This is a genomic window from Corynebacterium glyciniphilum AJ 3170, from assembly GCF_007673095.1.
Taxonomy (GTDB): Bacteria; Actinomycetota; Actinomycetes; order Mycobacteriales; family Mycobacteriaceae; genus Corynebacterium.
Genome location: NZ_VDYZ01000004.1, coordinates 34470 through 60920 on the forward strand (window position 1 = coordinate 34470; position 26451 = coordinate 60920).

The 26451-nt window shown below is 65.7% G+C and carries 22 protein-coding genes and 1 tRNA gene; 9 read left to right on the plus strand and 14 right to left on the minus strand.

The genetic code is table 11. The annotated features are described in order from the left end of the window. Positions 1-82: 82 nt before the first annotated feature. From FS507_RS04865 to FS507_RS04885, 5 genes are all read right to left on the minus strand, one after another. Positions 83-1078 (minus strand): LLM class flavin-dependent oxidoreductase, encoded by a 996-nt coding sequence (locus FS507_RS04865; protein ID WP_145941682.1) that lies wholly within the window; start codon positions 1076-1078, stop codon positions 83-85. 21 nt (positions 1079-1099) lie between these two features. Further along, complete coding sequence (locus FS507_RS04870) at positions 1100-1693, minus strand: HdeD family acid-resistance protein (RefSeq protein WP_145941683.1); 594 nt, start codon at positions 1691-1693, stop codon at positions 1100-1102. Positions 1694-1768: 75 nt separating this feature from the next. Next, a complete protein-coding gene (locus FS507_RS04875; RefSeq protein ID WP_145941684.1) occupies positions 1769-2377 on the minus strand; it encodes an HdeD family acid-resistance protein in 609 nt (202 codons plus the stop codon). A 66-nt stretch (positions 2378-2443) separates the two neighbouring features. Then, on the minus strand, positions 2444-4198 hold the full coding sequence (locus FS507_RS04880) for an ABC transporter ATP-binding protein (protein WP_145941685.1): 1755 nt from the start codon (positions 4196-4198) through the stop codon (positions 2444-2446). Beyond that, on the minus strand, positions 4195-5931 hold the full coding sequence (locus FS507_RS04885; protein WP_145941686.1) for an ABC transporter ATP-binding protein: 1737 nt from the start codon (positions 5929-5931) through the stop codon (positions 4195-4197). Before FS507_RS04885 ends, FS507_RS04880 begins: the two co-directional genes overlap by 4 nt. Positions 5932-6085: 154 nt before the next feature. On the opposite strand from FS507_RS04885, the gene FS507_RS04890 reads away from it, so the two are divergent. Next, positions 6086-6895 (plus strand): MurR/RpiR family transcriptional regulator, encoded by an 810-nt coding sequence (locus FS507_RS04890; protein WP_145941687.1) that lies wholly within the window; start codon positions 6086-6088, stop codon positions 6893-6895. On the opposite strand, the gene FS507_RS04895 is transcribed toward FS507_RS04890, so the two are convergent. Together FS507_RS04895 and FS507_RS18425 are read right to left on the minus strand one after the other, a co-directional pair. Then, the gene (locus FS507_RS04895) at positions 6896-7690 is read right to left on the minus strand and encodes a VOC family protein (RefSeq protein ID WP_145941688.1); all 795 of its coding nucleotides are present in this window, start codon (positions 7688-7690) and stop codon (positions 6896-6898) included. 512 nt (positions 7691-8202) lie between these two features. Then, complete coding sequence (locus tag FS507_RS18425) at positions 8203-8895, minus strand: hypothetical protein (RefSeq protein WP_260853166.1); 693 nt, start codon at positions 8893-8895, stop codon at positions 8203-8205. Here FS507_RS18425 and FS507_RS04900 point away from each other — a divergent pair. After that, positions 8894-9793, plus strand: coding sequence for a cytochrome b/b6 domain-containing protein (locus FS507_RS04900; RefSeq protein ID WP_260853167.1), 900 nt, complete (start codon positions 8894-8896; stop codon positions 9791-9793). The genes FS507_RS18425 and FS507_RS04900 overlap by 2 nt on opposite strands. Positions 9794-9936: 143 nt before the next feature. Here the strand turns inward: FS507_RS04900 and FS507_RS04905 are convergent, their stop codons facing one another. The 4 genes from FS507_RS04905 to FS507_RS04920 form a co-directional block, all read right to left on the minus strand. Then, positions 9937-11004: a lipoate--protein ligase family protein gene (locus FS507_RS04905; RefSeq protein WP_145941689.1), complete on the minus strand. Its 1068-nt coding sequence runs from the start codon at positions 11002-11004 to the stop codon at positions 9937-9939. Positions 11005-11088: 84 nt separating this feature from the next. Further along, entirely contained in the window at positions 11089-13218 is a 2130-nt protein-coding gene (locus FS507_RS04910) for a RecQ family ATP-dependent DNA helicase (RefSeq protein WP_145941690.1), read from the minus strand. 57 nt (positions 13219-13275) lie between these two features. Next, a complete protein-coding gene (locus tag FS507_RS04915; protein WP_145941691.1) occupies positions 13276-13785 on the minus strand; it encodes a hypothetical protein in 510 nt (169 codons plus the stop codon). Continuing rightward, positions 13782-14336, minus strand: coding sequence for a hypothetical protein (locus FS507_RS04920; RefSeq protein WP_186314558.1), 555 nt, complete (start codon positions 14334-14336; stop codon positions 13782-13784). Before FS507_RS04920 ends, FS507_RS04915 begins: the two co-directional genes overlap by 4 nt. A gap of 75 nt (positions 14337-14411) precedes the next feature. On the opposite strand from FS507_RS04920, the gene FS507_RS04925 reads away from it, so the two are divergent. From FS507_RS04925 to FS507_RS04945, 5 genes are all read left to right on the plus strand, one after another. Beyond that, on the plus strand, positions 14412-15698 hold the full coding sequence (locus tag FS507_RS04925; protein ID WP_145941692.1) for a dicarboxylate/amino acid:cation symporter: 1287 nt from the start codon (positions 14412-14414) through the stop codon (positions 15696-15698). 59 nt (positions 15699-15757) lie between these two features. Then, the gene (locus FS507_RS04930) at positions 15758-18412 is read left to right on the plus strand and encodes a cation-translocating P-type ATPase (protein WP_145941693.1); all 2655 of its coding nucleotides are present in this window, start codon (positions 15758-15760) and stop codon (positions 18410-18412) included. Between the two features lie 2 nt (positions 18413-18414). Then, positions 18415-18732 carry a CHY zinc finger protein gene (locus FS507_RS04935; protein ID WP_145941694.1) on the plus strand — a complete coding sequence of 106 codons (318 nt, stop codon included), beginning with the start codon at positions 18415-18417 and terminating at the stop codon, positions 18730-18732. A 136-nt stretch (positions 18733-18868) separates the two neighbouring features. After that, the gene (locus FS507_RS04940; protein ID WP_222121389.1) at positions 18869-20098 is read left to right on the plus strand and encodes an NADH:flavin oxidoreductase/NADH oxidase family protein; all 1230 of its coding nucleotides are present in this window, start codon (positions 18869-18871) and stop codon (positions 20096-20098) included. 128 nt (positions 20099-20226) lie between these two features. Beyond that, entirely contained in the window at positions 20227-21465 is a 1239-nt protein-coding gene (locus FS507_RS04945) for a saccharopine dehydrogenase family protein (RefSeq protein WP_260853168.1), read from the plus strand. Positions 21466-21540: 75 nt separating this feature from the next. Here the strand turns inward: FS507_RS04945 and FS507_RS04950 are convergent. From FS507_RS04950 to cmrA, 3 genes are all read right to left on the minus strand, one after another. Next, a tRNA-His gene (locus tag FS507_RS04950) sits at positions 21541-21613 on the minus strand. Between the two features lie 96 nt (positions 21614-21709). Beyond that, positions 21710-22339, minus strand: coding sequence for an oligoribonuclease (gene orn / locus FS507_RS04955; protein WP_145941695.1), 630 nt, complete (start codon positions 22337-22339; stop codon positions 21710-21712). A gap of 12 nt (positions 22340-22351) precedes the next feature. Next, positions 22352-23197, minus strand: coding sequence for a mycolate reductase (cmrA, locus tag FS507_RS04960; protein ID WP_145941838.1), 846 nt, complete (start codon positions 23195-23197; stop codon positions 22352-22354). Positions 23198-23515: 318 nt separating this feature from the next. On the opposite strand from cmrA, the gene FS507_RS04965 reads away from it, so the two are divergent. Together FS507_RS04965 and FS507_RS04970 are read left to right on the plus strand one after the other, a co-directional pair. Beyond that, positions 23516-25156: an SLC13 family permease gene (locus tag FS507_RS04965; RefSeq protein WP_145941696.1), complete on the plus strand. Its 1641-nt coding sequence runs from the start codon at positions 23516-23518 to the stop codon at positions 25154-25156. A 121-nt stretch (positions 25157-25277) separates the two neighbouring features. Continuing rightward, positions 25278-26429, plus strand: a complete 1152-nt coding sequence (locus FS507_RS04970) for an acyltransferase family protein (RefSeq protein WP_145941697.1) — start codon at positions 25278-25280, stop codon at positions 26427-26429. The last annotated feature ends 22 nt before the right edge of the window (positions 26430-26451 follow it).

A 26451-nucleotide genomic window follows, 5' to 3' on the forward strand; every position in this document is an offset into this window, starting at 1 on the left:
CCTCGTAGGTGAAAGTGACCGCTGTAGTGCAGGTATTCTGCCGCCTTGCCCGCACTACATTCACTACATCCCCCACCTCCGGCTACATTCCCCAGGCGTCGGCGAGGATCTCCATGCCCCGCAGTGACTGCTCCGTCGACGGCGACTGGATCGCGACCATGAGCTCATCCGCCTGTGCTGTGGCTGTGAAACCTTCGAGGTATTCGCGGACCTGTTCGCCGGTCCCGACCGCGGAGTACCGCAACATCGAGAGGATCTGTTCAGCCGCGGGAGACGACATCAGCAGGTCGAGGTCTTCCTGGGAGACCTTCCGTCCACGCAGGGCCATCGACTCGACACGTCCGCGCCGTATCTTCTCGTTCTGGGTGGCAGCGTCAGCCTCGGTGTCGGCGGCCGTCACGTTCACCGCGGCGATCACATACGGGTCGGGGTGCTCCTTCGACGGTTGATAGGTCTGCCGGTACACCGACACCGCCTCTTTCAGTGCATCCGGAGCGAAGTGGGAGGCGAATGAGTAGGGCAGGCCGAGTTTCGCCGCCAACTGGGCGCCGAACAGTGAAGATCCCAGAATGTAGACCGGTACGTGGGTGTCGGTGCCCGGCGTTGCGGTGACTCCGGGGACACGTGAGCGTCCGGCAAGGTAGCCCTGGAGCTCCTGGACGTCGTCCGGGAAGGACTCGGCGGCCCGCGGGTCGCGCCGCAGTGCCAGGACGGTGCGTTGGTCGGTGCCCGGCGCACGCCCGACGCCGAGGTCGATACGGTCCGGGTACAGTTCGGCGAGGGTGCCGTACTGCTCGGCGATGACCAACGGCGAGTGGTTCGGCAGCATCACGCCACCGGAACCCAACCGGATCGTCTCGGTCTTCGCCGCGATATGGGAGATCAGTACCGCCGGAGCGCTGGAGGCGATGCGCGGCATGTTGTGGTGCTCGGCGTACCAGATGCGGGAGTAGCCGAGCCGTTCGGCGTGCTGGGCCTGTTCGACGGAACGCAGGAAAGCGTCCCGGGAGGTTTCACCGTCGTAGACGGTGGCGAAGTCGATGAGGGAAAGGGGGACGTGCCGTTCGTTGGTGCTCATGACCACGACGGTACGCCGGGTCTAGCGGGTGCGGCGCAACCGGATTCCGATGACGATGGACAGCGCTCCGAACAGCAGTCCGTACACGCCGAGAATCCATGCCAGGGCGACGAGACCACCGGTCGGTTCGGCGAGGGCGACCCCTCCGAGCAGCACACCGAAGACGATGTTGAGCAGGCCGGTCGCCAGGCTCCAGCCGCCGGCACGTGAGGCGGTACGTGCGATGCCGGTGAGGACCAGGCCCAGGGCCATGATCCACAGGACGGCCATGGCACCGACCACGGCGAAGGCGACCGGGAAGAGGAGCACGGCGACCCCCGCCAGTGTTGTGACGATGCCGGAGAACATCGTGAAGCCCCAGGCGGCGGCGTGGGAACGCTGCTGGACAGCGAGGCCGATCGTGCTGAATCCGTCGACGAGCAGCCACAGGCCGATGACCAACCCCACGACCGTGGCGGTCTCGATGGGGAAGAGGAGCAGCGCCAGGCCGACGACGACGCTCAACCCGCCTCGCCACAGGAGCATCTTTCCGCCGGTGTCGCGGAGATGCCGACCGAGGTGAGGGCCGGGTACTGCATAAGAACACTCATTGGTGTCCCCAGGACGGGTGATCATGGCGACCGATCGTAGACCTGCGTAAGGAGAGCGCACAACTCCTATGGGGATTGCTGTGACGGCACTGGCGGAGTGTTACGCCGACGGCTGTCCTGACCTGCGCATACGGACTGAAATGACGATCGCTGAGATGCCCAGGATGAGGGCGTACACACCGGCGACCCATGCAAGGGTCCACACGTTGTCGACCGGGTTGAGGATCGCGAGGACGCCGAGGAGGATACCGAAGACCACGTTGATCACACCGGCCGCCACCGTCCAGCCGCTCCTCAGCGACTGGGGCACGCTCAGCTGGGTGACGCCACTGATCACCAGGCCGATGGCAAGGAAGCCGATGATGAAGAACGAGCTGATGATCGCGAAGATGCCGGGGATCAGCAGGATCGCGATACCCGCGACGACGGCGACGATGCCCTCGGTCAGTGCCCATCCCCACGGTGCTCCGGCCTTCTTGAGGTCGAAGGCCTGACCGGAAGCGACAAGCCCGTCGACGATCATCCAGGCCCCCACGAACAGGCTCATCACGATGGCGGAGCTGAAGGGGAAGAAGATCAGGAGCAGACCCATGATCACCCCGACGATGCCCCGCCAGAGCAGGAACTGCGTGCCTCGCTGGCGCAGTGTCGAGCGTGATGATGATGACCAGGGCGACTGTGACGCCGACGGTGAAGTAGGTGAGGACATGACACCGACCCTTTCAGGAGTGTGAGTGCACAATGAGGTGTGACCCCATGGTATGCCCGTTCCGGCTCATGTGTGCGGCGTCCTGTTTGCGTTCCACGCCGCCCATAAACGGGAGTAGGGGCCGTCGTCGGCAACGAGCTCGGCGTGGGTGCCGTCCTCGATGACGCGCCCCTGCTCCATGAGAACGATCCGGTCGCAGGCGGCGGCCTGGGAGAGGCGGTGGGCGATGACGACACCGGTGCGCCCCTGAAGCACGACCTCGGCAGCGTGGTCGAGGTCCGCGGCATGCGCTGAGCCCGCTTCGGCGGTGGCTTCGTCGAGGATCGCGAGATCGGGGTCCGCGATGAGCAGCCGCGTGAGGGCGAGGTGCTGTTCCTGCGCTGCGGTGAGCGGGTGTCCCTGCGCTCCGACCGGGGAATCCAGCCCGAGGGGGAGTTCATCGAGGAGGTCGGCGGCACCGACGCGGGTCAATGCCGTGACCAGGTCTTCGTCGGTGACGTCGGGTGCTGCCAGAGTGAGGTTGTCGCGCAGGGTTCCGGAGAAGATGTGGGTCTCCTGGCTGACCAGCATCGTGTCGGTGGGCGCGTCCACGGTGCCCGTGGACGGCCGGTGGATCCCGGCGATGAGTGCTGCCAGCGTCGTCTTCCCGGCTCCCGAGGTACCCACCACGGCGACGCGTTGCCCGGCGGGGATGCTCAGGGAGACGCCGTGGAGGACGTCGGCGGCGCCCTCATAGGCGAACCGTACGGAGTCGACACGGACACGGCCTCCGGAACGGCTGTCGGCCTCCTCCTGTTTCTCCGTTACGTCGGGGGTATCCGGAACGTCCGGGCCGGAACCGAGATCGGTGACCCCGATGATGCGGGCCAGTGAGGCCGCGGCGGCCTGCAGTGTGTCGATTTCGATCATCAGGCCCCGCAGCGGTCCCTGGAGGCGCAGGAAGTACAGTACGGCGGTCGTGGCCGCCCCCACAGTGACCAGATCTGCCCCCACCAGCCCGTAACCGACGAACAGGACGGTGCTCAGCACAGCGACGAAAGCCAGGTCGATGCGCCAGGCGAACATCGTCTGCACCGTACGTGCCCGCAGCGCCCAGGTGGCGACGGCCCACGACGACAGTGCGATGCGCACGGAGTGCCATCCGGACAGCCGGTAGGCCAGCACTGTGTCCAGCCCCCTCAACGCTGACAGCAGGTGGTGGGCGCGCGTACCGAATGCGGCCCGTTCGGCGGCGTACAGCGGCGGTGCCAGCCTGACGTACCACCGCAGGGCCAACCAGTACAACGGGACCGCAGCGAGAAACGTCAGCCCGAAACGCCAGTCCAGCAGGAACAGACCGCCCAGGGTCAGGAGGATGGTGAACACGGTACGTGACAGGGACGGCAGGACCTGGGACAACGCCTCAGAGACCTGGGCGACGTCGTCACTGGCACGGGACACCAGGTCCCCGGTACCGGACCGTTCGACCCTCTCCTGGGGCATGCGCAGGGCGGTGGTGACCAGACGTTCACGCAGTGTGGCCAGAAGCCGCTCCAGCACACGCGACGCCAGCAGGACCCCGAGGACGCCCAGCGCGGAGGCTGCCACGACGGCTGCGGCGATCGAGCCTCCGTAGAACCATATCGGCCGGGTCTCTCCACCGTCGGAGATGTCGTCGACGATAGTGCCGAGCAGGGCAGGGGTCACCAGCTCCAGTGCTGCCGCGCCGGCGGAGATGACGGCGGCGAGGATCAGCAGCGCACGACGTCCCTCGAGGGCCTGCCAGACAGCGACGGTGGAGCGACGCCCTGTCGCCACGGGAAGACGTTCGGGGCCGGTCACAGTTCCACCACCCGGTCACAGCTCGCCAGCATGGTCGGTGATTCCGTGATCACCAGTGTGGTCCGTCCGGTGCGGAAGGCACCGAGACGGGACGCCACAGCATTCTCCGTGACCGCGTCGACGGCGGTGGTGGGGTCGTGGAGGACGAGGACCGGTGGGTCCGCGGTCAGTGCCCGGGCCAGGGCGACACGTTGACGCTGACCGCCGGACAGGCGCGTACCACCCTCGCCCACCCTGGTCTCCATCCCGTCCGGCAACGACTCGACAATGTCGTCGCAGGCGGCGGCATGCAGTGCCGGGTGGAGGAATGCGCCGGTGTCGGGGTGGCCCGGTGCGAGATTCTCCCGGACCGTCCCGTCGAAGAGGTCCGCGGCGTGCGGTGCTGTCAGTACGGTCGCGCGATAGTTCTCGATCGGCAGTGACGCGGCGTCGATGTCGTCTGAACCGTGCATGGTCAGGATAACCTCCCCGGGGCTGCCGGAGGAACGACCGTCCGACAGGAGTGTGACCAGGTCGCGTCCTGGTTTCCCGCCGGCGCGCACACCCACGAACTCGCCGGGGGTGACGGTCAGGACGTCGGCGCCGTCGCGCATGACCCGAACGCCCGGGGATGACAGTGCCTGGACCGTCGGACCGGAAGCGTCCTCGTGCTCGACAGGTGCGCGTAGAAGATCCAGCACGCGTTCGGCCGACGCGACCCCCGTGGCCCAGATGGCGCCTGCGTTCGCCGGAAGCATCGTCAGGGGGCTGACGAGGAACTGGGTCACCCCGACGACAGCCACCAGTTCTCCGACGCTGAGTCGACCGGTCAACGCGAACCACGCGGCACAGACAGTCAGCGCGGCGATGAACACCCCGGTGACGGTGTTCATCGACACGAGGAACAGTGCCCGGGACGATCTGGCCCGCAGGGCGCCGTCCATGGCCAGTCTGCTGACATCCACGTACCGTGACGAGGCCTCGTTTTCCGCACGAAGCCCCTTGATCACCCGGTATCCGGTGATCAGATCGGTCGCCCGCCCTGTCGCGCCCGCGGCGAGGGCCTGTTGCTCCCGGCTCCGGCGCTGCAGCGGGCGGCCGGCCGACGTCATCAACCACAGCATCAGCGGCCCGCCGATCAACACGGCGAGTCCGAGCGGCCAGGAGATGGTCAGCAGGATCACCGCAGAGGCGAGTATGGCCGCGATTTCGCCGACGGGATAGAGCCCCAACTGCATCGTCGCCGCCAGACGGAAGACGTCGCCGGTGGCCACGGACAGCAGTGCGCCGCCGAGTCGACGGTCCTTCATCCCCGCCGGGTGCAGCAGTCGTTCGGTGACCTGCATGCGTAGCCGGTGTTGCACGGTCTGCATGCCGAAGAAGCCCATACGTGAACCGAAGCGGAAGGTGAGGGACATCAGTCCGACGTCGAGTGCCAGCAGGACGGTCCAGAGCACCAGTTGACCCAGATTCCCGGCGGCGATACCACGGTCCACGGCGGCGCCCGCGATGACCGGCAGTGCCGCGGCCGCGATGTTCGAGAGGATCAGCAGGCCGCCACCGGGCAGAGTGAATTTCTTCGCACCGAGGATCACCCGCCAGGTGAACTGCGACGGTGTCGGATCATCGTCGACGACGACCGGGTTCGCGACGCGTGGACGTTCCGGCGCCTGGAGCAGGAGCGGCCACCGGACTCCGAGGGCGTGGCTGCGCAGTGATTCTCCGTCAGCGGGGGCGGGGGAGGTCAGGGCCATGAAACGATCTCCTGTTCTGCCCGTCGTGACGTCGACGAGGTTCCGTAGGGTGCTGTGCGGGACAGCACGTACGCTAGCACGAACGAAGTGAGGTTCACCTCATATGAGGTGAACATAACTCCCTGCGCGGTGCCGTCCTAGTAGTGTTCACGACATGGAGTTGGTGGAGAGGATTGAGGCGCACCGCAGGAGCCTGACTCCGGCAGAGACCCGGGTGGCGGATTTCATGGCGAACAACCCTCACAGCGTGGGGCACCATTCGGCACTCCGTCTCGCGGACGCTGTCGGTGTGAGCGATGCGACGGTGGTGCGTACCGTCCGGAAACTCGGCTTCGGCGGACTTGACGACCTCAGGGAGAGGCTCGCCGACGACTTGTCCCGCGGGGGACGGATGGGCGCGTCACTGCGGGACGGCGCGGTTTCGCGCACCATTCGTGAGCACGTCGGTGGGGCTGAGTCACTTGTGGAACGGGTGAATGAGGATGACCTGCTCGAAGCGGTGGAGCTCATGGCGCAGGCGAGCCGCATCGTCCTGGTCGGCTTCGGCCCGTCGCGTCATATCGCCGAGTACGCCGCGGCGCGCAGCGTCCGCACCGGCCTGAATGCCGTGGCGCTGGGGACAACCGGAATGGGTTTCGCCGATGACATCGCGATCCTCCGCGACGATGATGCCGTCCTCCTGTTGGCCTACGACGGTACATCCGTGGAGGCGGACGTACTTTTCGTCCGCGCCACGGAGCTCAGTGTTCCCGTCGTCCAGCTGACCGAGGGGGTGTTGACCTCAGATCCGCGGAGTGCGGTGGCGTTGGCCATCGGACGGGGCAACCCTGACTTCAGTCCCAGTTACGTCGCGACCGTCGCCGTGCTGGAAGCACTGATCGTGGCGACTGCGGCGAAAGACCCGGAACGCAGCGAACGCGCCGGGGAGGTCGTCGACCGCTTCCGAGGTGAACTCGGAGGGTGATCAGCCCTGACCGGTAGCGGAGGTGACCGTGGCTCCGGCGACGATGGCAGGCGACTCGGTGAGTCCCGCACGCCGCACAGTGAATCCGTAGAGCCCCGGGATGGTGTCCGGGGACGGCGTCTGCTCGAAATGGACGTGGGCTCCCGGCAGTGCCACCGTCGTCCCCCGGAGCTCGCACCCGAGGAGGTCGGCGAGGAGTCGGGCGTCATCCGACGGTGTGTTGCTGTGGGCCAGGAGCGCCACCAGGTCCGGCCCGTGCGTGCTGGATGGTTCACCGTCGCCACCTTGTGCGACCCGATGCTCCGCGCGCATCCGGGCGATCACCTCTCGCGGTGGACTGTAACTGATGAAGAAGGGGAACCAGGCCGGCGCATCGGTGACGAAGACTTCGGTGAAGCCGGCGTCCTGACCGTCGATCTGATCATCGAACCGGATGTCGTAGACGCTGACCTGGTAACCGGCGTCACGCAGTGACGCCGCCATCGCCTGTGCGTCGGGAACGTGGACGGCGAAGCTGACCGGTCCCGGTGTCCTCGAAGCCTCGATGGCCGGGCGCATTGCGGAGAGAGCGTCGCCGTACACCGATCGCGATGCTGCATCCCAGTCGTCGATCACAGCGAGTTCGACGTAGCGGGCGTCATCGATCCCCCATGCGGCATTACGGAATCCCGGCATCGACAATGCGGCATGGGTGGGGAGGCCAAGGTCGTCATAGGCTGCCATGGCGGTCTCGAGATCGTTCACGATATGGATGAGGTGGTCGAATGAACAGTGGTGTTCGGTGGTGTCGGGCATCTGGGGTGCACTCCTCCGCGTGTGGTGAGATGGTAAGGACAGGCTACCTACATTTGATGACGGTCGGGGAGTTGGAGCGACGAGGGCCGAGTGAAAGGGGAGTGAATTCCCGGTTCATTCGTGACATGGGGCACACGTCCGCTATCCTGTCTCGTGAGGTAGTTATCGTTTCAGAAGAGGTCCAGGTCACATGAATTCCGCCGTCGGTGCCGGGCATGTTTCCCCGGTGTCGTTGTCCCCACGGGGGCGTCGTACGTTTGCGCGACGCCGTGCCCGGGGGAGCCGTGGGTTCTGCGCGACCCCTCACCTCAACCTCGGTCGTGACTCGGTCGAGGCAATGATTCCCGGACGATCCGTCGGCCGAAGGCACCCGGGCCCACCAACTGTCGTGGTGGGCGCGGAGGCGTCGGACGCTATGATCCTCGTGACGGACGACGGTGGCGGCAGGGATGACCTGTCCGCATCTGTTCCACAACTCACCAGCGCTATTGACGAGCGAAAGCAGTAGGAGACTACACAATGTCCAACGACGACACACAGGCCCAGCCGATGAAGCTGGAGCCGCCTGTCGCCCAGGCGCCGGGTGCGCCGGCCGCGCCGTCGGCTCCGGCGACGCCTGCCGCCCCTGCCACTCCCGCTGAACCAGAGTCGGCTGAGACTCCGGCCGCGACAGAGGCTCCGGCCACCCCGGAAGCGCCTGCTGACACTCCGGCGGAGGGGGACGCTGCGGAGCCGACGTCTGAGCCCGCCGCTCCGGGAGCTCCCATGAAACTCTCCGCACCAGGTGCGCCCGGTGCGCCCGGTGCGCCGGGTGCTCCGAGTGCGCCTGCAGCGCCGGCGGCCTCTGCTGCCCCCAGCGCTCCGTCTGCACCCTCCGCCCCGTCGGCCCCGAGTGCACCGGCGGCCCCTGGCGCGCCTAGCGCCCCGGGCGCTCCTGCGGCCCCGGGAGCTCCCTCAGCTCCTGGCGCCCCGTCGGCTCCTGTGGCTCCGTCGGCTCCTGCCGCCCCGGGTGCACCTTCTGCACCGGCAGCACCGGGCGCCCCTGGTGCTCCCTCGGCTCCGGGTGCGCCGGGAGCCCCTGCCTCCCCGGGGGCCGCTGCGCCGGCCGCTCCGGGCGCCCCGGCAGCTGCTACTACCGTGGCGACCCCGAAGACGGGAAGCTCGGCGTCCAAGGAGAAGCCGAAGAAAAAGCGCGAGCCGATCATGATCGGCGAGAAGTCCCTGGCACAGTGGGGCAAACTAGCCGGCATCGGTCTGGTCATCGCCGCCGTCGCAGTGGCCGTGGTCATCTTCGTCGCCCGGTGGATCTACGACCTGTCCGGCGTGCAGAACTTCATGGAGACCTACCACGGTGAATATGATCCGCCAGAGTTCGTGGAGGATGGTTTCCCGGCCTGGGCACGGTGGACCCACTTCCTGAACTTCTTCTTCATGGCGATGATCATCCAGTCCGGTCTGCGGGTCCGCCAGCAGCAGAAGCCTCCGGCAGTCTGGCAGCCCAAGAAGGGCGGCAAGAAGATCAGCATCCACCTGTGGCTGCACACCTCACTGGACCTGCTGTGGATGCTCAACGGCGTGATCTTCATCGTCCTGCTGTTCATCTCCGGACACTGGGCCCGCATTGTGCCCACCAGCTGGGACGTCTTCCCCAACATGCTCACCAACATGCTGCAGTACGCTTCACTGAACTGGCCGGAGGAGAACGGCTGGGTCAACTACAACAGCCTGCAGCAGATCATGTACTTCGTCGTCGTGTTCATCGCCGCACCGCTGGCGATCATCTCCGGTCTGCGGATGAGCGAGTGGTGGCCGAAGAACGCCACGAAGCTGAACAAGATCTACCCGGCACCGGTGGCGCGTAAGATCCACTTCCCGACGATGCTGTTCTTCGTGATGTTCATCGTCGTCCACGTGTTCCTGGTGTTCGCCACCGGTATGACGAAGAACCTGAACCACATGTTCGCCGGTACCCCTGCCGAAGGCTGGGGCGGGTTCTTCTGGATGCTCGGTGCGGTGATCGTGACCGTGGGAGTGCTCTTCGCGACGCGTCCGCTGGTGCTCGCGCCGATCGCCTCACGCTTCGGCCAGGTCAGCGCCCGGTAGAGGCTGACTCCACCGAGCCGACCAGCTCGGCACAGAGAAGGCGGGGGACGGTTTCCGGTCATGGAAACCGTCCCCCGCCTTTTCATGGGCATGGTGTCTGGCATGGGTGACAGGCGACGCGCCGGCAGCGGCTCATCATCCCGTCACGGCAGTCGATACGTCCACTCTTCGGTGGAGAATTTCTCGTCGCACCTCGCCCGGGCGACAGCAAGATCGTCCTCGGTGATCGTCCCCTCCGATGCGGCGTACTTGTGCCGGAAATGGTCGAAGAACACGTCCAGAATCTCCGAACGGGGCATCTGCGTCTGGGATCTCATCGGGTCGACACGCTTGACCGCGGAGCGCTGACCCTTGTCCCGCATCTTCTCCTTACCGATACGCAGAACTTCCATCATCTTCTCGGCGTCGATGTCGTAGGACATGGTGACATGGTGGACCATCCATCCGTTGCTGAACCGCTTCTGCGCTGCTCCGCCGATCTTTCCCTGTTCCGAGGCGATGTCGTTCAGAGGTACGTAGCGTGCCCTGATCCCGACCTTCTCCAACGCCTCCATCGTCCACTCGTCGAGGAACGGGTAGGACTGGGCGAAGCTCAACCCGTCCACCAGGGACTGCGGGACAACCAGTGAATAGGTCACGCAGTTGCCTGGCTCCATGAACATGGCACCGCCTCCGGTGACCCGGCGGGATACGGTGATTCCGTGGCGGTCGGCGCCGTCCTGGTTGATTTCATTGGAGTAGGACTGGAACGATCCGATCACCACCTGTGGCGCATTCCATTCCCACAACCGCATGAACGGCTTCCGCCGGCCGGCGGCGACCTCCTCGGTGAGTGTTTCGTCGAGGGCGACGTTGACCATCGGGTCGACGCTCGGGCCGTGGATCACCTCAAGATCGAGGTCGTCCCAGCTCACTGCGTGGCCGAGCGCACGACGGACTGCGACGCCTACTCCGTCCGGGGTGATGCCGAAAAGGACATCATCAGGATTCAGGGCCTGGGAGATCCTGGCGGAGACGTCCGCGGCGCTGAGATCGGCGGGCGCACCTTCCAGTGAACGGGTCATCCGCCCGAGCGTCTCATCGGGCTCCAGGAAGAAGTCACCGGCGATGCGGACACCGGACAGCAGGCCCGCAGATGTGCTGCCGGCCCCTGTTACCTCGAGATCAACGACGATCAGTTTTCCCCCGGGAACTTTGTATTCTCCGTGCATCGGCTGGCCTTTCTTACGGTGAAGGGCAGAAGGTGGTGTGCCGCCCTGGTTTTTCCGCGGACCAGCCTACGCGCGACCCCAGGCTCAGCCCCGCAGCGCCAGAGCGAAGGGGAGGACGGCACGGGCACCGGCCTTGTGCAGTTCCCGGCCGGCGAGGGTCATCGCCCAGCGGGAACCGATCTCTGTATCCACCAGTAACACGACCTGCCCGTTGACGGCCTCGGCTGTCGCCGGCTCCACAGTGAATGCGTCGTAGAGGTTCTGCACGCGGTAGGCACTGTTCACGTCCGGGGATCCCGGGTCCCGGGTGTAGGAGAGCGGGCCGGCGTCCGTCATCCTGCCGATCTGCGCCAGGCCGCGGGCCAGGTCAGCGCAGGTTACCGGACGTGTCGTGCCCGGCATGCCGACAACGACCGTCGGGCGCTCCTCCCACTCCCATTCCTTGAGCACGGTGATGCACCAGTCGGCGATGTTCTTCGGCACGGGGGCATCCTCGGCACTGTCCGCCAGGAAGCTGCGCAGCACCTGACCGGGGCCGAGATCGGTGAACCGGGCGACGGCGCGTCCCGCGGACACGCGTTCATCCACCGGGATCCTCCCCTTCAGCGGGACGCCGATCGTGGCCATTCCAGACGGCCATTGACCACGTGGTTCGACGGGAACGCCGATTCCGGACAGGATCCGGCGGGCACCGGTGGTGCTGCTGTCGTCGACACCGGAATCCCACCACTGGCCGGCACAGACATCACACCGACCGCAGTCATGCGCGTGTGGATCGTCGAGCGTCTCCGCCAGGAAGCGCATGCGGCACCGGTGGCCCGCCTCGTACTCCAGCATGGCGTCGGCCTCCCTGCGGCGGGCCTCGGCCACGGCTGCATACCGCTCCGCATCATAGGACCAGGGGAGACCGGTGGAGACGAAGCCGCCCTGGACGCGGTCGACGGCACCGTCGACCTGGAGGGTCTTCAGCAACAACTCCAGCCGGGAACGTTTCACACCGACCAGGGGCTCCAACGCCGGTACCGACAGCGGGACGTCAGCCTCAGACAACGTGGACAGCACCGCCTGGGCCTCATCTTCGTCCGGCATCGAGGCAGTGGCGAAGTACTCCCAGATATTCGCGTCCTCATTGCCGGGGAGGAGCAGGACGTCCGCATTGTCCGTGGCACGCCCGGCACGTCCCACCTGCTGGTAGTACGCCACTGCGGAACTCGGCGCGCCGAGATGGACGACAAAGCCGAGGTCGGGTTTGTCGAAACCCATCCCCAGTGCGCTGGTGGCGACCAGCGCCTTGATGTCATTGTCCTTCAGAGACTGCTCCAGACGCGCCCTGTCCTCGGCGTCGGTGCGTCCGGTGTAGGACGCCACGTTCCAGCCTGCCTCGGACAACGCACGCGTGGTGTCCTCAGCCGCGGATACGGTGAGGGCGTAGACGATGCCGGAGCCCTGGAAGTCGCCGAGATGCTGGGTGAGCCACCCGATGCGGTGTTCGGCCGAGGCAGTCGGTGCCACACCCAGACGGAGCGAGTCCCTGGAGAGCGCACCCCGGACGACCATGGTGTTGTCACCGAGCTGTGCGGCGACATCGGCGACCACCCGGGTATTCGCCGTCGCCGTCGTCGCCAACACCGGAAGATCCGCGGGGAGACCGTCGAGGAGCGCGCCGATCCGCCGGTAGTCCGGCCGGAAGTCGTGCCCCCAGTCTGAAATACAGTGCGCTTCATCGACCACGATCATCCCCACGCCGGCGCGGGACGGGTCGAGCAGGACGTCGAGGACATTGGTGCGGAACTTCGGGTTGGTCAGACGCTCCGGGGAGATCAGCAACACATCCAGGTCTCCCGCCGTGAGACTGTCGAGAACGGAATCCCACTCCGTCGCATTCGATGAGTTGATCGTCGCAGCGTGGACTCCGGCACGCCCGGCAGCGGCGACCTGGTCTCGCATCAGGGCCAGCAGGGGAGAGATGATCAACGTCGGGCCACGTTCGGCGCCGTATCCCTCCCGTATGAGGCGGGCGGCGACGAAGTACACCGCCGATTTCCCCCACCCGGTCCGCTGGACGACGAGCACGCGCCGGTGGTCGTTGACGAGCGCGGCGATGGCATCGAACTGGCCGTCGCGGAAGGTCGCGTCCGGGTGCCCCGTCAACTCACGCAGGATCTCGGTCGCGCGGACGCGGAGTCGGTCATCGAAGGGGTTCTCACTGGCCATGTGGTCCACCCTAAAACACGGCCCGGACATGAAACCCTTCGTCGAGAGAACCGCCGGTCAGTCCGTCCAGTCATCCGACCTGACCACCACGATTCCCCCGGCGATGAGTGCCAGGACGATCACCCCGCCGATCGTCGTCATCAGGTAGCCCACCGCCCACAGTCCGGTGATGTCGGTGTAGCCATCGGCCACTGCGAATGCAGTCGTGAAGCCGGCCAACCCACCTAGTGCCACGGTGAACGGCCCCGTCCACCTCCACCTGGTCCGGATGCTCAGCCACACGAGGACACCGAACGCCGAGACGACGGCGCCGATACCCATCACGATGTCGATGTTCCCGCCCGGGCCCCAGCTGAACCAGACGAGCCAGAGGGCAACACCGGCAGCAATGCCAGTGATCGCTGCACGTGGATTGCCCATGCGTGCCCTCGGGTCGGGAGCGGGGGAGGACCTCTGCTTCTCCACGAGGTGGACGGCGCCGATCAGGAGTGCGCAGAGCACCAGCACGGGGCCGCCGAACAGCAACATCGCGTGCCCTATGCTGAGGAGCTTCTCTACGGTGGTCATGATTCCACACCCTCTGCGCTACCTGTGTTCCCTGTGCTCCTTCGGTGCCGCGAGGACCGGCTCCTGACGAGCACGACGGCAGTGGCGACGACTGCCAGGATGAAACCGGCGATGAAGACGATCATCAGATACCCGACACCCCACAGGCCCGTGGTGTCGTAGAAACCGGCGTCGACGGCGAAAGCCGAGGAGAACCCGAACAGTCCTCCGAGTGCCACGACGAACGGCCCTGTCTGCCGCCACCGGCTCGTGGCGCCGATCCCGACAACGGCAATGAGGGCAGTGATCACCGCTCCGACGATCGCCCAGGTCGCGTAGCCGGAGGGAGAACCCCAGCTGAACCAGAGCAGCCACAGTGAGATGCCGACCGCGATACCGCATAATGCGGCGCCGACATTCCCCAGCGCTCCACTGTCCGGCCGAAGTTCGTCGGCGTTGTCCCGCTCCGACAAGTGCATGAACCCCAGCACAAGAGCTGCTGCGCCCATGGGAATCCCGCCGAACAGCAGAATTACCCTCAGAACTCCCAGAAGTGTCTGTGCGGTACTCATGTTCTAAGCCTAGTGAACGTTAACCGCAGTGGCATCGTGGAGAAACATGTGCCGAATAACGTTTCGGTGATGGGAATGAGAACACGTAAGCTCCTGCGCAGCCCCGCCGTGATGATCGGGGTCGGAGCGGTCGCAGGAATGATCTTCGGGTTGATCGTCGGCGACTGGGCGGCAAACCTGCAGTTCATCGGCGACATGTTCATCCGGCTGATTCAGATGTCGATCGTTCCTCTGGTCATGGCGTCCGTCATTGTTGCGACAGGCTCGATGTCCGGGAAAGGGACGGGTCTGGTTGCGGCACGGACATTCGGGTGGATGTTCGCCTTCTCCTTCCTTGCCGCTGTTCTCGCATGGGGTCTCGGCAGTGTGATCCGACCCGGGGACGGCATGGTCTTCACCGGCGAGTTGGATCCGTCGCTGGAAGACGGGGCACAACAGGCGGGGACGTGGCAGGACACTCTGCTGGGTTTTGTGTCCACCAATGTCGTCGAGGCGATGGCACATGCCGATATGTTGCCGATCATCGTGTTCTCCCTGATCTTCGGAATCGCGTTGAACCGCTACATGGCGCAGACCGGGAACCGTACGTTGATCGGGATCTTCGAGGGCATTCAGGCGGTCGTGCTCGCCATGATCCAGTACGTGATGTACATCGCCCCGGTCGGGGTCTTCTGCCTGTTGGCGTCCCTGACCGGTGAACAGGGGGTGGCGGTGATCACGTCGGCGGTGAAGTACCTTGTGACCACCCTGACAGGCGTGTTGATCCTCATGGTGGTCTTTGTCCTCGTCATCTGGGCGCGAACCCGGTTGAACATGTGGAGGCTGCCGCCCAAACTGGTTGAGCAGACAGTCGTCGCGGTGACGACCACGAGTTCCGCGGTCACGTTCCCGACCGTGCTGCGCAACACCGTGGAGAAGGTCGGGGTGAGCCCGAGGGTCGCGAACTTCACCCTCTCCATCGGCCTGACGATGGGGTCCTACGGGGCGGTGCTCAACTACATGATCGTGATCCTGTTCCTCGCACAGGCAGGGGGAGTGGAGCTGACCTTCGGACAGATCGTCCTGGGTGTGGCGCTGTCGATCATGCTGAATATGGGGACGATCACCGTTCCCGGTGGGTTCCCGGTCGTCGCCATGTTCCTTGCGGCTTCCCTGGACCTCCCTGTCGAGGCGGTCGGCCTGTTGATCGCGGTGGACTGGTTCACCGGGATTCTGCGGACCTTCCTCAACGTCAACGGCGACACCTTCGTGGCGATGCTGGTCGCAGCGTCCGAGAACGAGATCGACCGGGAGGTGTACGCAGGTCGGCGGAGTGCCACCCCTGACCGGGGCCGACAGGAAGTTTCTGCGTCCGGCCCGTAGCTACCCTGGGGGTGCACCGACGTGAACGGCAGACACCCCTGGCAGGAGACGGTTCCCCGATGACGGAAACCACGCGAGACCAACTGGCCGACCGGCCCTGGCACACCCTTGATGTCGCTGATACCCGTGCGCGGTTGGGCGTGGGCGACGAGCATACTGACCTGGGGTTGACTACCTCAGAAGTGGATGAGCGACTGCAGCGGTTCGGCCGCAACGAACTCGACCAGGTTGCCGGTGATCCCTGGTACCTGGTTCTGGGGCGGCAACTCACCTCGCCGATGGTGGTGTTCCTGTTCATCGCCGGCACGGTGACTCTGCTGCAACGCGAATGGTTCGAGTCCGCCGCCATTTTCGTGGTCGTCGTGCTGAACTCGACTATCGGCTACTGGCAGGCACGCAAGGCGGAGAAGGACGTCGCCGCGCTGGCGAAGCTGTCGTCCCCGGAGGCGACTGTGATCAGGGACGGTCTGGTCGGAAGGGTGGAGGCGGCAGCGCTCGTTCCCGGCGACACCGTCCGGCTTGAGTCCGGTGACAGGGTCCCCGCCGACCTGCGGTTGGTTGAGTCCAGGGGCCTGCGGGTCGACGAATCGATGCTGACCGGCGAAGCACTGCCGACAACGAAGGACGTGGGTACCGGCACGACCCGGGACGGGACGGTGGGGTTGGACCCTGACGCCCCGGTCGGCGACCGGGCCACCATGGCGTACTCGGGCACCCTGGTGGTCTCCGGACGGGCGACCGGTGTCGTCGTCGCCACGGCCTACGACACGGAACTGGGGTCCATCGCCGAGCTGGTCCAGACCGGTTCGGAGAAGACACCGCTGCAGGTGCTCACGGACCGTCTGGAACGTGTCATCGGAATCGTCCTCGTCGTCGCAGGCCTGGGGGTGTTCGGAGCGAACGTCGTGCTCGGCAATGACCTCGGCGAGGCGTTCCGGACGACGGTGGCGCTGATCGTCTCGGCGATGCCAGAGGCGCTCCCGGTGGTGCTGTCAGTCGCGATGGGAGTCGGTGTGTCACGGATGGCGGCGCGCAATGCCGTCGTCCGCCGGTTGCCCAGCGTGGAGACACTGGGTTCGACAACCGTCATCGGTTCTGACAAGACCGGAACTCTGACCGTCAACCGGATGACGGTGGAGAAAGTATGGACCCCGGACGGTCTGGACGACGACGAACGTGCCTCACTGCGGACGGGTGCACTGACCAACGACGCCACTCAGCAGGACGGGGCGCTGATCGGTGATGCCGTTGACGTGGCGATGGCGGAGGCGGCCCTCCGCGCAGGCGTCGTGGACGACGACGAACGCGGCACCACCGTCGTCGCCGACATGCCCTATGAACCCGACCTGGCCTATTCACAGACGCTCCGGCGAGAGGACGGGCAGCTTGTCCTGCACGTGAAAGGTGCCCCGGAAGTCGTCGTGTCGTTCTGCGACCTCCATGCCGGGGAGGTCGAGAGCATCCTGGAGGCGAACCGGGACATGGGCAGGGACGGTCTGCGTGTTATCGCCACGGCTACGGCACCCGTGGAGGAGGAACCGGTCTGTGGCGTCCTCACGACTCCTGCCGGACTGCGGTTCACCGGTCTCCAGGGCATGATGGACCCTCCTCGGGAAGGGGTACGCGAGTCGGTGGCGCAGTGCCGCGATGCCGGGATCAGGGTCATGATGATCACCGGTGACCACCCCGTGACGGCATCGGCCATCGCGTCCCGGTTGGGACTGCGCGGTGGTGGTGAACCACTGACCGGACGGGAGATGGCCGGTCTCGACGACGCCCAACTGAAGGAACGGCTGAAATCCACCACCGTCGCGGCGAGGATGAGCCCGAAAGACAAACTGCGTATCGTCAAGCTCCTGAAGATCGACGGCGAGACGGTGGCGGTCACCGGCGACGGGGTGAATGATGCGCCGGCATTGAAATCGGCATCCATCGGGGTGGCGATGGGGAGGTCCGGCACCGACGTCGCCCGGGACTCTGCTGACGTCGTCCTCACAGACGACAACTTCGTCACCATCGTCGATGCCGTCAGGCTGGGGCGCGTGACGTTCTCGTCGATCCGCAAGGCCACCTTCTTCCTGCTGTCCAACGGTCTGGCCCTGATGGTGGCGGTCGTCGTGAACACCTTCACGGAACTCCCGTTGATCTTCCTGCCGGTGATGCTGCTGTTCATGAACGTGGTCACCAACGGCATCCAGGACATCGCCCTGTCTTTCGAGAAGGGGGAGGGAGACGAACTGGAACAGAAACCACGGCCGCGCCAGGAAGGTGTGCTTGACACCCGAATGTGGCTGCGAACGGTGATCACCGGTCTGTGGATGGGGATCGGCACACTGATCGTGTACAGGCTGGCCCATGAGGCGGGGTTGTCCGTCGAGGAATGCCGCACCCTGGCGTTGATCACCATGGTGATGTTCAACTTCTTCCAGGTGTTCAGCGCCCGGGCGTTGCGACGTTCCGTGTTCACCATCAACCCCGTCGGCAACCCGCTGCTCCTCGTGTCTGCTCTGGTGGCACTGGTCATGCAATGGGGTGTGACCGCCTGGCCGTCGGCGGCTGACCTGATCGGGCTGGTGCCGCTGACGTGGGAACAGTGGGCGGTCTGCGCGGCAATCGGGTTCAGCGTGCTGGTTATCGTCGAACTCGAGAAGCTTGCCTGGCCGGTCGCCTCCCGCTGGGTGGCCCAGGGGCGCAGGACGCGGCGGAGGAGGTAGGTATGGATGACGGGCTCATCGGCGGGGTCGGTTGCACCCACTGGAGATCACCACGGGACGTGGTGGCGATCAGGTTCCACTGCTGTGGACGGACCTACCCGTGCCTGCACTGTCACGACCAGGCGGAAGACCACCGTAACGTCACCTGGCCCCGGGACCTCTTCGACAGCGGGGACGCCGTCCTGTGCCGGGTGTGCGGTCACTGGATGACGGTGAGGGCGTACCTCAGCAGCGGATCGTCGTGTCCCGCGTGCGCAGCCCCCTTCAACCCCGGATGCTCACTGCACGCACACCTGTACTTCGACGTCGACAACGTGTGATAAGGAGATTCTTGAGTCTGTGCGCTGCGGCATGATATGCAGGCATGGACCAGCAGGTACAGTCTGCGGGTGACGGGCCGTCGAGCGGTCTGTCACTGACACATTCACCGGAAACTTGAACTTTTGGAGAGTCATCGTGCCCCCTACACCGGTTGCCGCGCCCCTGGAATTGCCGTGTGGCACCACACTGAAGAACCGACTCGTGAAGGCCTCGACGAGCGAGGGGCTGGCGACACCGTCGGGCGGGCCGTCCAACCAGCACCTCGACCTGTACCGACGGTGGGCCCACGGCGGATCCGGTCTCGTCGTGACCGGCGGAGTCATGGTGGACTCCGAGCACCGGGGCGAGCCGGGGGCCGTCGTCGCCACCGACGACCGCCACCTGGACATGCTGCGCAGCTGGGCGACGGCCGGCACGGTGAATGACACCCACCTGTGGATGCAGCTCAATCATCCGGGTAAACAGTCACCGCGGAGCATCAACAAGTACCCCGTCGCCCCCAGTGCGGTCCCGATGGGGGGACGTCTCGGCCGCTATTTCGCAGATCCCCGCGAACTCACGGTCTCCGACATCGACCTGATCGTGTGGCGCTTCGCCTACACCGCGTTGATCGCCCGGGAGACCGGATTCACCGGCGTGCAGATCCAGGCAGGTCACGGGTACCTCATCAACCAGTTCCTGTCTCCGGCGGACAACCTGCGCACCGACGAGTACGGCGGCGACCTCGAAGGACGCATGCGTCTACTCGTCGAGGTGTACCGTGCGGTGCGCAAGAAGGTCGGCGACGACTTCCCCGTCTCCGTGCGCATCAACGCGTCGGACGGGGTGCCCGGTGGTTTCGGTGAAGAGGAGTCGCTCCAGGTCGCGCAGAAACTCGCCGAGTTGGGAGTGGACGTCATCGAGGTCTCCGGCGGCACGTACGCCACCCCGTTGATGCTCGGTGACGAGGTCGACGCCACCGGCGAGACCGGGGAGATCTTCTTCGGTGACCAGGCTCGTCGCATCCGTGAGGCCGTGGACGTTCCGGTGCTCGTCACAGGGGGCTTCCGGTGCGCCTCGGATGTGGAGAAGGGCCTGGATGAGGGGCTGGGCGACCTGATCGGTATGGCGCGGCCGATGGTTCTCATCCCTGAGCTGGCCAACGAGATCATCGTCCACGGCGACCGGGAGCGTGTGCGACTGCCACGGCTGACGACCCATATCGAGTCGCTCGACGAGCACGCGGAGTCGCTGGTCGGAGTGGCCTGGTACGAGATGCAGATGGACCGGATCACCGACGGACGTGCCGTCGGCGGAGACGGACTGGCGGCCCTGTGGTTCGCCGCGAAACGACACGGCGTCAGGGCGATGTTCCCGCGGCGTTGATCTGAGTCACCGCAGAGGGCATTTTCCTGCCCGGTGGTGACCCGTACGGCGACTCAGATCTCGTCAGTTGCCGTTGACGACTCCGGGGGACACACCTACACTCGTGAGCACTGTAAACATGTAGGGACATGTCCATCGGACCGGAAGGCGCCATGTCAGAAACCCACGACCACCCCACGAATCCGGAACGGCCGTTCGACGTCGTACTTTTCGGCGCCACCGGTTTTGCCGGAGGGCTCACTGCCGACTACCTGGCCGGGCACCTGCCCGAGTCGGGCAGGGTGGCTCTGGCAGGACGCAACCGCGGCAAGCTCGAGGCGGTGCGGGACCGTCTCGTCAGCGACAATCCGTCCATCTCGGATATCGGGCTGCTGCACGCCGACTCGACGGATCCGGCCTCTCTGCGTGAGGTCGCCCGCTCAGCGAAGGTCGTCATCACCACGGTGGGCCCGTACCTGGAGTACGGGGCAGATCTCGTCGCCGCCTGTGCTGGGGAGGGGACCGACTATGTGGATCTGACCGGGGAGCCGGAGTTCGTCGACCGGATGTTCCTGGAGAACGACGCCACAGCGCGGAGCACCGGTGCCCGGCTCGTCCACGCATGCGGATTCGATTCGATTCCTCATGACCTCGGGGCGCTGTACACCGCCAGGCAGCTTCCCGGAGATGCACCGATGGAGGCGCGAGGTGTCGTCCGGACCAACGCGTCCTTGTCCGGCGGGACCCTGCATTCCGGCCTGAAGCAGTTGTCACGCCTGCGACCGATGTGGCAGGCGGCGTCGGAACGGCGCAAGGCCGAGTCGCGCCCGTCCGACCGGCGGGCACGGATGACCCTGGGGTTCCCGCGACGTGACCGCGTCACGGGGACCTGGCTGATTCCGCTGCCGACGATCGACGGTCAGATCGTCACGCGGTCGGCCCTCACCGCACCGTCACCCGAGGACTACGGCCCGGAGTTCACCTACTCGCACAATGCCGGCGCGAAGAAGTTCCGGACGGTCCCGGCATCGGTCCTCGGATTCGTGCTCGGCATCGCGGCGGTGCAGATCCCGCCGGTGCGTCGGGCGATCGCGCAGAGGATCGCCGCGGGTGACGGGCCCTCCCAGGAGCGTCGGGACAGGACCTGGTTCACCGTCGAGTTCGTGGGCACCGCCGCGGGGAAGACCGTCCACACCCGCGTGAGTGGGGGAGACCCGGGCTACACGGAGACGGCCAAGATGCTGGCGGAGTCGGCACTGTCGCTGGCGTTCGACGACAACCCGCCTCTCGCCGGCCAACTCACCACCGCCACGGCCATGGGGGAGAACCTCATCGACCGGCTGACGGCGGCGGGGATGATGTTCGAGGTGCTCAGCTACTCGGTGTGACCGGGTACTCACCGGACATACGCTGAACCCGGCACCACCATCCGTGAGGAAGGTGGCACCGGGTTCATTCTTCGGGGTGGCTGACGGGACTCGAACCCGCGACACCCAGGATCACAACCTGGTGCTCTACCAGCTGAACTACAGCCACCATGCATGCATAACGGCAACCAGGCCCGGCGTCGTTGCTGCAGCGGGATTCATACTAGACCACGCCCGGCGACCACACCAAACGTGCCGCTCACCGTCAGATCGGGTTGGCCTCGGACGCCGCGTCGGCGAACTCCTTCGCCTCACCGTTGGTGGGCCCGGGGGCAGGAACGAACAAGGCACGGCGGTAGTAGTCGAGTTCACGGATGGACTCCCGGATGTCCGCCAGTGCCCGGTGCTGCATCCCCTTGTCCGGCTGGTTGCTGTAGGCACGCGGGTACCAGCGACGTGCGAGTTCCTTGATGGAGGACACGTCGATCATGCGGTAGTGCAGGAACGCGTCCAGGTCAGGCATGTACCGGGAGATGAACTTGCGGTCACTGGCGATGGAATTGCCTGCCAGCGGCGCGGCGCCGGAGACGGGCACGTACCTCTTCAGGTACTCCACCACCTGTGCTTCCGCGTCGGCGACACTCACCGGACTCTCACGGATCTGCTCGGTGAGACCGGAGTTCGCGTGCATCCTGGCGACGAAGTCATCCATGCCGGCGAGGTCGTCCTCGGAGGCGTGGATCACGATGTCGATGCCGTCGTCCAACGGGGTCAGGTCGGCGTCCGTGACGACGACGGCGATCTCGACGAGGACGTGCCGGTCCGGGTCGAGCCCGGTCATCTCGCAGTCGGCCCAGACGATCCGGTCGTTCTTGGCGATCTGGTTCGGGGTCATGAGTACAGGACCTTACTCGTGCCCCTGGCCTTCGGCCATGCGGGAGTACGCCGCGCCGAACACCGGGGCCGTCAGGCGGCGGGGAAGGTAGGTGGACAGGACGTTCGCCACCTTCGACAGGCCACCGGGTACGACACGCAGCTTGTTCACCGCAAGTGCGTCGAGGGTCTCTGTCGCGCAGTCCGGGTACGTCGTCCACACGAAATCCGGGGTGGCCCGGTCGACGATCGTCCGCTCCGCGTCGTCCTTCACCTCCTCCCGCACCGGTCCCGGTGCGAGGAGGGTGCAGCGGACGCCGGTGTTCCTCAGTTCGTAGTGCAGTGCTTCGGTGAAGGTGTTCACCAGGGCCTTCGTACCGACGTAGGTCGCATTGTTCGGGATGGCGGCGTTGCCGGCGACCGAGCCCACGTTGACGATCCCGGCGTCCCCGCTGGCCACCATGCCCGGGAGAACGGCAGAGGTCAGTTCGAAGACCGCGGTGGCGTTGAGTTCGAACTGGAGCCGCTCATAGGACGGGTCGAGTGTGCGGAACTCGCCGAACGTGGCGACACCGGCGGAGTTGATGATGATGTGGACGTCCCGTGCCGTGAGCTCATCGATCAGGGTGGCGCGGGCCGACGCGTCGGCGAGGTCACAGGCGCGGATCTCGGCGGTGACGTCCGGACGGGTGCTGGCGAGCTCGTCGCGGACCTGTTCCATCGGCCCGGTCGTACGGGCGACAAGCAGGAGGTTGTGTCCCCGGCGGCCGAGTTCCAGCGCGATCGCCTGCCCGATGCCCGACGAGGCACCGGTGACGACGGCGACGCGGTCCGGGCCGGGGGCGGGGAGGGCGGAATGTCGGTGGGAACGGCGGAACACGGTAGCGGACTCCTCGGTGTGGACGGGGCGAAGTGCCACTTCAGGCTACACCGGAGACCGTCGCCGTCAGAGAGCGGGAATACACCAGTTCGTGCGGGCCGGCGGGTGCATCGTCCTTCTCCGATGTGGGGAACGGGGGGAGGTGGCGATTGGATGAGTGGGCGGTTCGTGGGTATGTTGACCAGGATGTGGAATGCGGGGGTGAAAACCGGGGCTGATCCAGCCCCGAGGCCCAGCCCCACACGGAACAACATTAGCCACGGGATAGTACTCGCTTTACTCTGTAACTGACGTCCATGACCCATGAGAGGACATACCATGTCTGCACAATCCGGCGAGGGCGGAGACCCGTCCGGCGCCGTCACCGAGTCCAAGGCCGGCGACACTCCCGAGAACAACAGCCCGGTCGACGAACAGCGCCAGGCGGGGGACGTCGAGCGCGCCAACAACCGTAAACGCTTCATCGGGCTGGGCGTCGGCCTTGTTCTGGCCGTCATCATCTACTTCATCTTCCCGTCCAACGGTGCGGATCTGGTGAATGAGGCGCACCCGGAGGACGAGAACGGACCGTTCTCTCTCAGCGCCATGAGCGTCACGGCGGCGGTGATGGTGCTGATGGGCGCATGGTGGATGACCGGCGCGCTGCCGTTGGCGGCAACGGCGATGGTGCCGCTCGTGGCGTTCCCGATCCTGCAGGTCGCGCCCATGGGGGACGCGTCTGCCCCGTACGCTGATCCGACGATCTTCCTCTTCATGGGCGGGTTCGTCCTGGCCCTCGGGATCCAACGCTGGGGGCTGCACCGCCGGTTGGCGCTGCTGGTGGTGTACACCGTCGGCACGAAGCCGAAGCAGCTGGTCCTGGGATTCATGATCGCGACGGGCTTCATGTCCATGTGGGTGTCCAACACCGCGACCGCTGTGGTGATGCTTCCGATCGGTGTCTCCGTGCTGACCCTGACCGCCGAACGGGTCGGCGGCTGGGAGAACCAGAAGAAGTTCGCGACCGCACTCATGCTGGCCATCGCATACTCCGCTTCCATCGGTTCCCTCGGCACGCTGATCGGTACACCGCCCAATGCGTTCCTCGCGGCGTACATGTCATCCACCCACGGCATCGAGATCGGCTTCGGACGCTGGATGATGGTCGGTCTTCCCCTGGCAGTCGTGTTCACCGTCGTGGCCTGGCTCGTGCTGGTGACTGTCTTCAAACCGGAGATGGACGAGATTCCTGGCGGGAAGGAGCTGATCCGCAAAGAGATCGACGACATGGGGAAGATCACCCGCCCGGAGGTCATCGCCGGGATCATCTTCCTGTGCACCGCAATTGCCTGGATCACCATCCCGTTGCTGGCCGAGTACGTGTCCTGGTGGTCGATCAGTATCGCTGACGCCGCCATCGCGATGACCGCCGCCGTGGTGATGTTCATCGTCCCCGTCAACAAGAGAGGCACCCGGGTGATGGACTGGGAGCACGCCAAGGCGCTCCCCTGGGACGTCCTGATCCTCTTCGGCGGTGGGCTGTCTCTGTCGTCGATGGTGACGGCGTCCGGCCTGTCCCTGTGGATCGGCGAGATGGTCAAGGGCATGGAGGTGCTGCCCATCGTTCTGCTGGTCTTCGCCATCGCCGCGGTCGTGCTGGCACTGACCGAGTTCACCTCGAACACGGCCACCGCGGCGACCTTCATCCCGATCATGGGTGGTGTGGCCATCGGCATCGGCCTGACCGGCGACGGCATGATGAACATCATGCTGCTCATCGTCCCCACCGCCCTCGCCGCGAGCTGTGCGTTCATGCTGCCGGTCGCGACGCCGCCGAACGCCATCGCCTACGGATCGGGCTATGTGAAGGCCGCTGACATGCTCAAGGGCGGTGTCTGGCTGAACATCGTCGGCGTCTTCCTGATCACCTTGACGGTGTTCGCCCTCGCCGTGCCGGTGTTCGGCCTGACGTTCGGGTAGCAACCACGCACTGGTCCCGGTGCCCACGCCCTGCGCACCGGGGCCGATTCTGAGGAAGGTTTGCCGCATAGTAGCCTCAGCCCGAGATGTCTTCAGGCTATGTAGAGAGTGAGCGGATGCAGTGCCCCCCGAAGTGACCCCGTCGTCGGGCATCCCGTCCTCAGAACGCGGCCAGGTCGGTCTCCGCAGCCAGCGCGACCGGATCGGCCGGGTCGGTTGGGTCGACGCAGCCAAAGGTCTCTGCATCCTGTTGGTTGTCGCCGGGCACGCGAACATCACCCTGAACAACAACGGTTACGACACCGGCATCTGGGAGAGAATAAGCCTGATGCTCGGGCCGTTCCGCATGCCGCTGTTCTTTCTGCTGACGGGTCTGTTCGCGGCGCGAGCCCTTTCTGAGCGCTGGCGGTCCTTCGCCGACCGCCGGATCTGGATCATGGTGTGGCTGTTCGTGCTCTGGGTGCCGATACGGGAGATCTGGTTGTCGATGGTGCCGCTCACCTCCGTGGGCAACAGTGACGGCATCCCTGCGCCACAGGGCCTCGATCCGGAGAACTGGGGGCCGATGGCTGAACGCATCGCACTGTCGGTGCTGGGGCCGGAATCCTACCTGTGGTTCGTGTACGCGCTGGCGTTGTTCGCCGTCGTGTCGAAACTGACACGTCGGATACCACCGGTGATCCAGCTTCTGGCGGCCATGGCCCTCAGCGTGCTGAGCCCCTTGGCGGAGTTCGGGTGGCCGTGGAACGACATCCTACGGACCTATTTCTTCTACCTGCTGGGAATGTACGGCGCGCCGTGGATCCACCGGCTGGCACAACGCCGCTCACTGTGGGTCATCGCCGGTTCCGTGTCCGTCTACACAGTGGTCGCGGTATGGATCGACGCCACCCACGACCACTTCAACTTCGGGCTCAACGGTCCTGTCCGACTGTTCCTGGCCCTGGTGGGGATCGTCGCCGTCATCAGTGTGTTCTCCTACATGGATTCCTGGCGGATCACCGTGCCGTTCAGCACGGTCGGCTCACGGACACTTCCAGTGTTCCTCATGCACATCATGGTGCTGGCGACGGTGGCCTTCGTCTTCGACCTCGTCCTCCCGGCTGACCCGGGGCTGCCTCTGCAACCGCTGATCCTCGCGGGCATCGCCGCCGTGCTCTGCCTGGGACTGCACAAGGTACTCGTGGCGTGTGGCTTCTCGTGGCTGTTCCGGCGACCGCAGTGGATGCGGCGGCGCTACCTCGCCAGTGAACGGCGACGACGCGAACCGTGACGGCCCCGTCCGCCACCGTCCA

Bases quoted from the DNA above. Each gene is read 5' to 3' on its own strand.
- FS507_RS04865 (WP_145941682.1), bottom strand. From the start codon at position 1,078: ATGAGCACCAACGAACGGCACGTCCCCCTTTCCCTCATCGACTTCGCC.
- FS507_RS04870 (WP_145941683.1), bottom strand. From the start codon at position 1,693: ATGATCACCCGTCCTGGGGACACCAATGAGTGTTCTTATGCAGTACCC.
- FS507_RS04875 (WP_145941684.1), bottom strand. From the start codon at position 2,377: ATGTCCTCACCTACTTCACCGTCGGCGTCACAGTCGCCCTGGTCATCA.
- FS507_RS04885 (WP_145941686.1), bottom strand. From the start codon at position 5,931: ATGGCCCTGACCTCCCCCGCCCCCGCTGACGGAGAATCACTGCGCAGC.
- FS507_RS04890 (WP_145941687.1), top strand. From the start codon at position 6,086: ATGGAGTTGGTGGAGAGGATTGAGGCGCACCGCAGGAGCCTGACTCCG.
- FS507_RS04895 (WP_145941688.1), bottom strand. From the start codon at position 7,690: ATGCCCGACACCACCGAACACCACTGTTCATTCGACCACCTCATCCAT.
- FS507_RS04900 (WP_260853167.1), top strand. From the start codon at position 8,894: ATGATCGGCGAGAAGTCCCTGGCACAGTGGGGCAAACTAGCCGGCATC.
- FS507_RS18425 (WP_260853166.1), bottom strand. From the start codon at position 8,895: ATGATCGGCTCGCGCTTTTTCTTCGGCTTCTCCTTGGACGCCGAGCTT.
- FS507_RS04905 (WP_145941689.1), bottom strand. From the start codon at position 11,004: ATGCACGGAGAATACAAAGTTCCCGGGGGAAAACTGATCGTCGTTGAT.
- FS507_RS04910 (WP_145941690.1), bottom strand. From the start codon at position 13,218: ATGGCCAGTGAGAACCCCTTCGATGACCGACTCCGCGTCCGCGCGACC.
- FS507_RS04915 (WP_145941691.1), bottom strand. From the start codon at position 13,785: ATGACCACCGTAGAGAAGCTCCTCAGCATAGGGCACGCGATGTTGCTG.
- FS507_RS04920 (WP_186314558.1), bottom strand. From the start codon at position 14,336: ATGAGTACCGCACAGACACTTCTGGGAGTTCTGAGGGTAATTCTGCTG.
- FS507_RS04925 (WP_145941692.1), top strand. From the start codon at position 14,412: ATGAGAACACGTAAGCTCCTGCGCAGCCCCGCCGTGATGATCGGGGTC.
- FS507_RS04930 (WP_145941693.1), top strand. From the start codon at position 15,758: ATGACGGAAACCACGCGAGACCAACTGGCCGACCGGCCCTGGCACACC.
- FS507_RS04935 (WP_145941694.1), top strand. From the start codon at position 18,415: ATGGATGACGGGCTCATCGGCGGGGTCGGTTGCACCCACTGGAGATCA.
- FS507_RS04945 (WP_260853168.1), top strand. From the start codon at position 20,227: ATGTCCATCGGACCGGAAGGCGCCATGTCAGAAACCCACGACCACCCC.
- orn (WP_145941695.1), bottom strand. From the start codon at position 22,339: ATGACCCCGAACCAGATCGCCAAGAACGACCGGATCGTCTGGGCCGAC.
- FS507_RS04965 (WP_145941696.1), top strand. From the start codon at position 23,516: ATGTCTGCACAATCCGGCGAGGGCGGAGACCCGTCCGGCGCCGTCACC.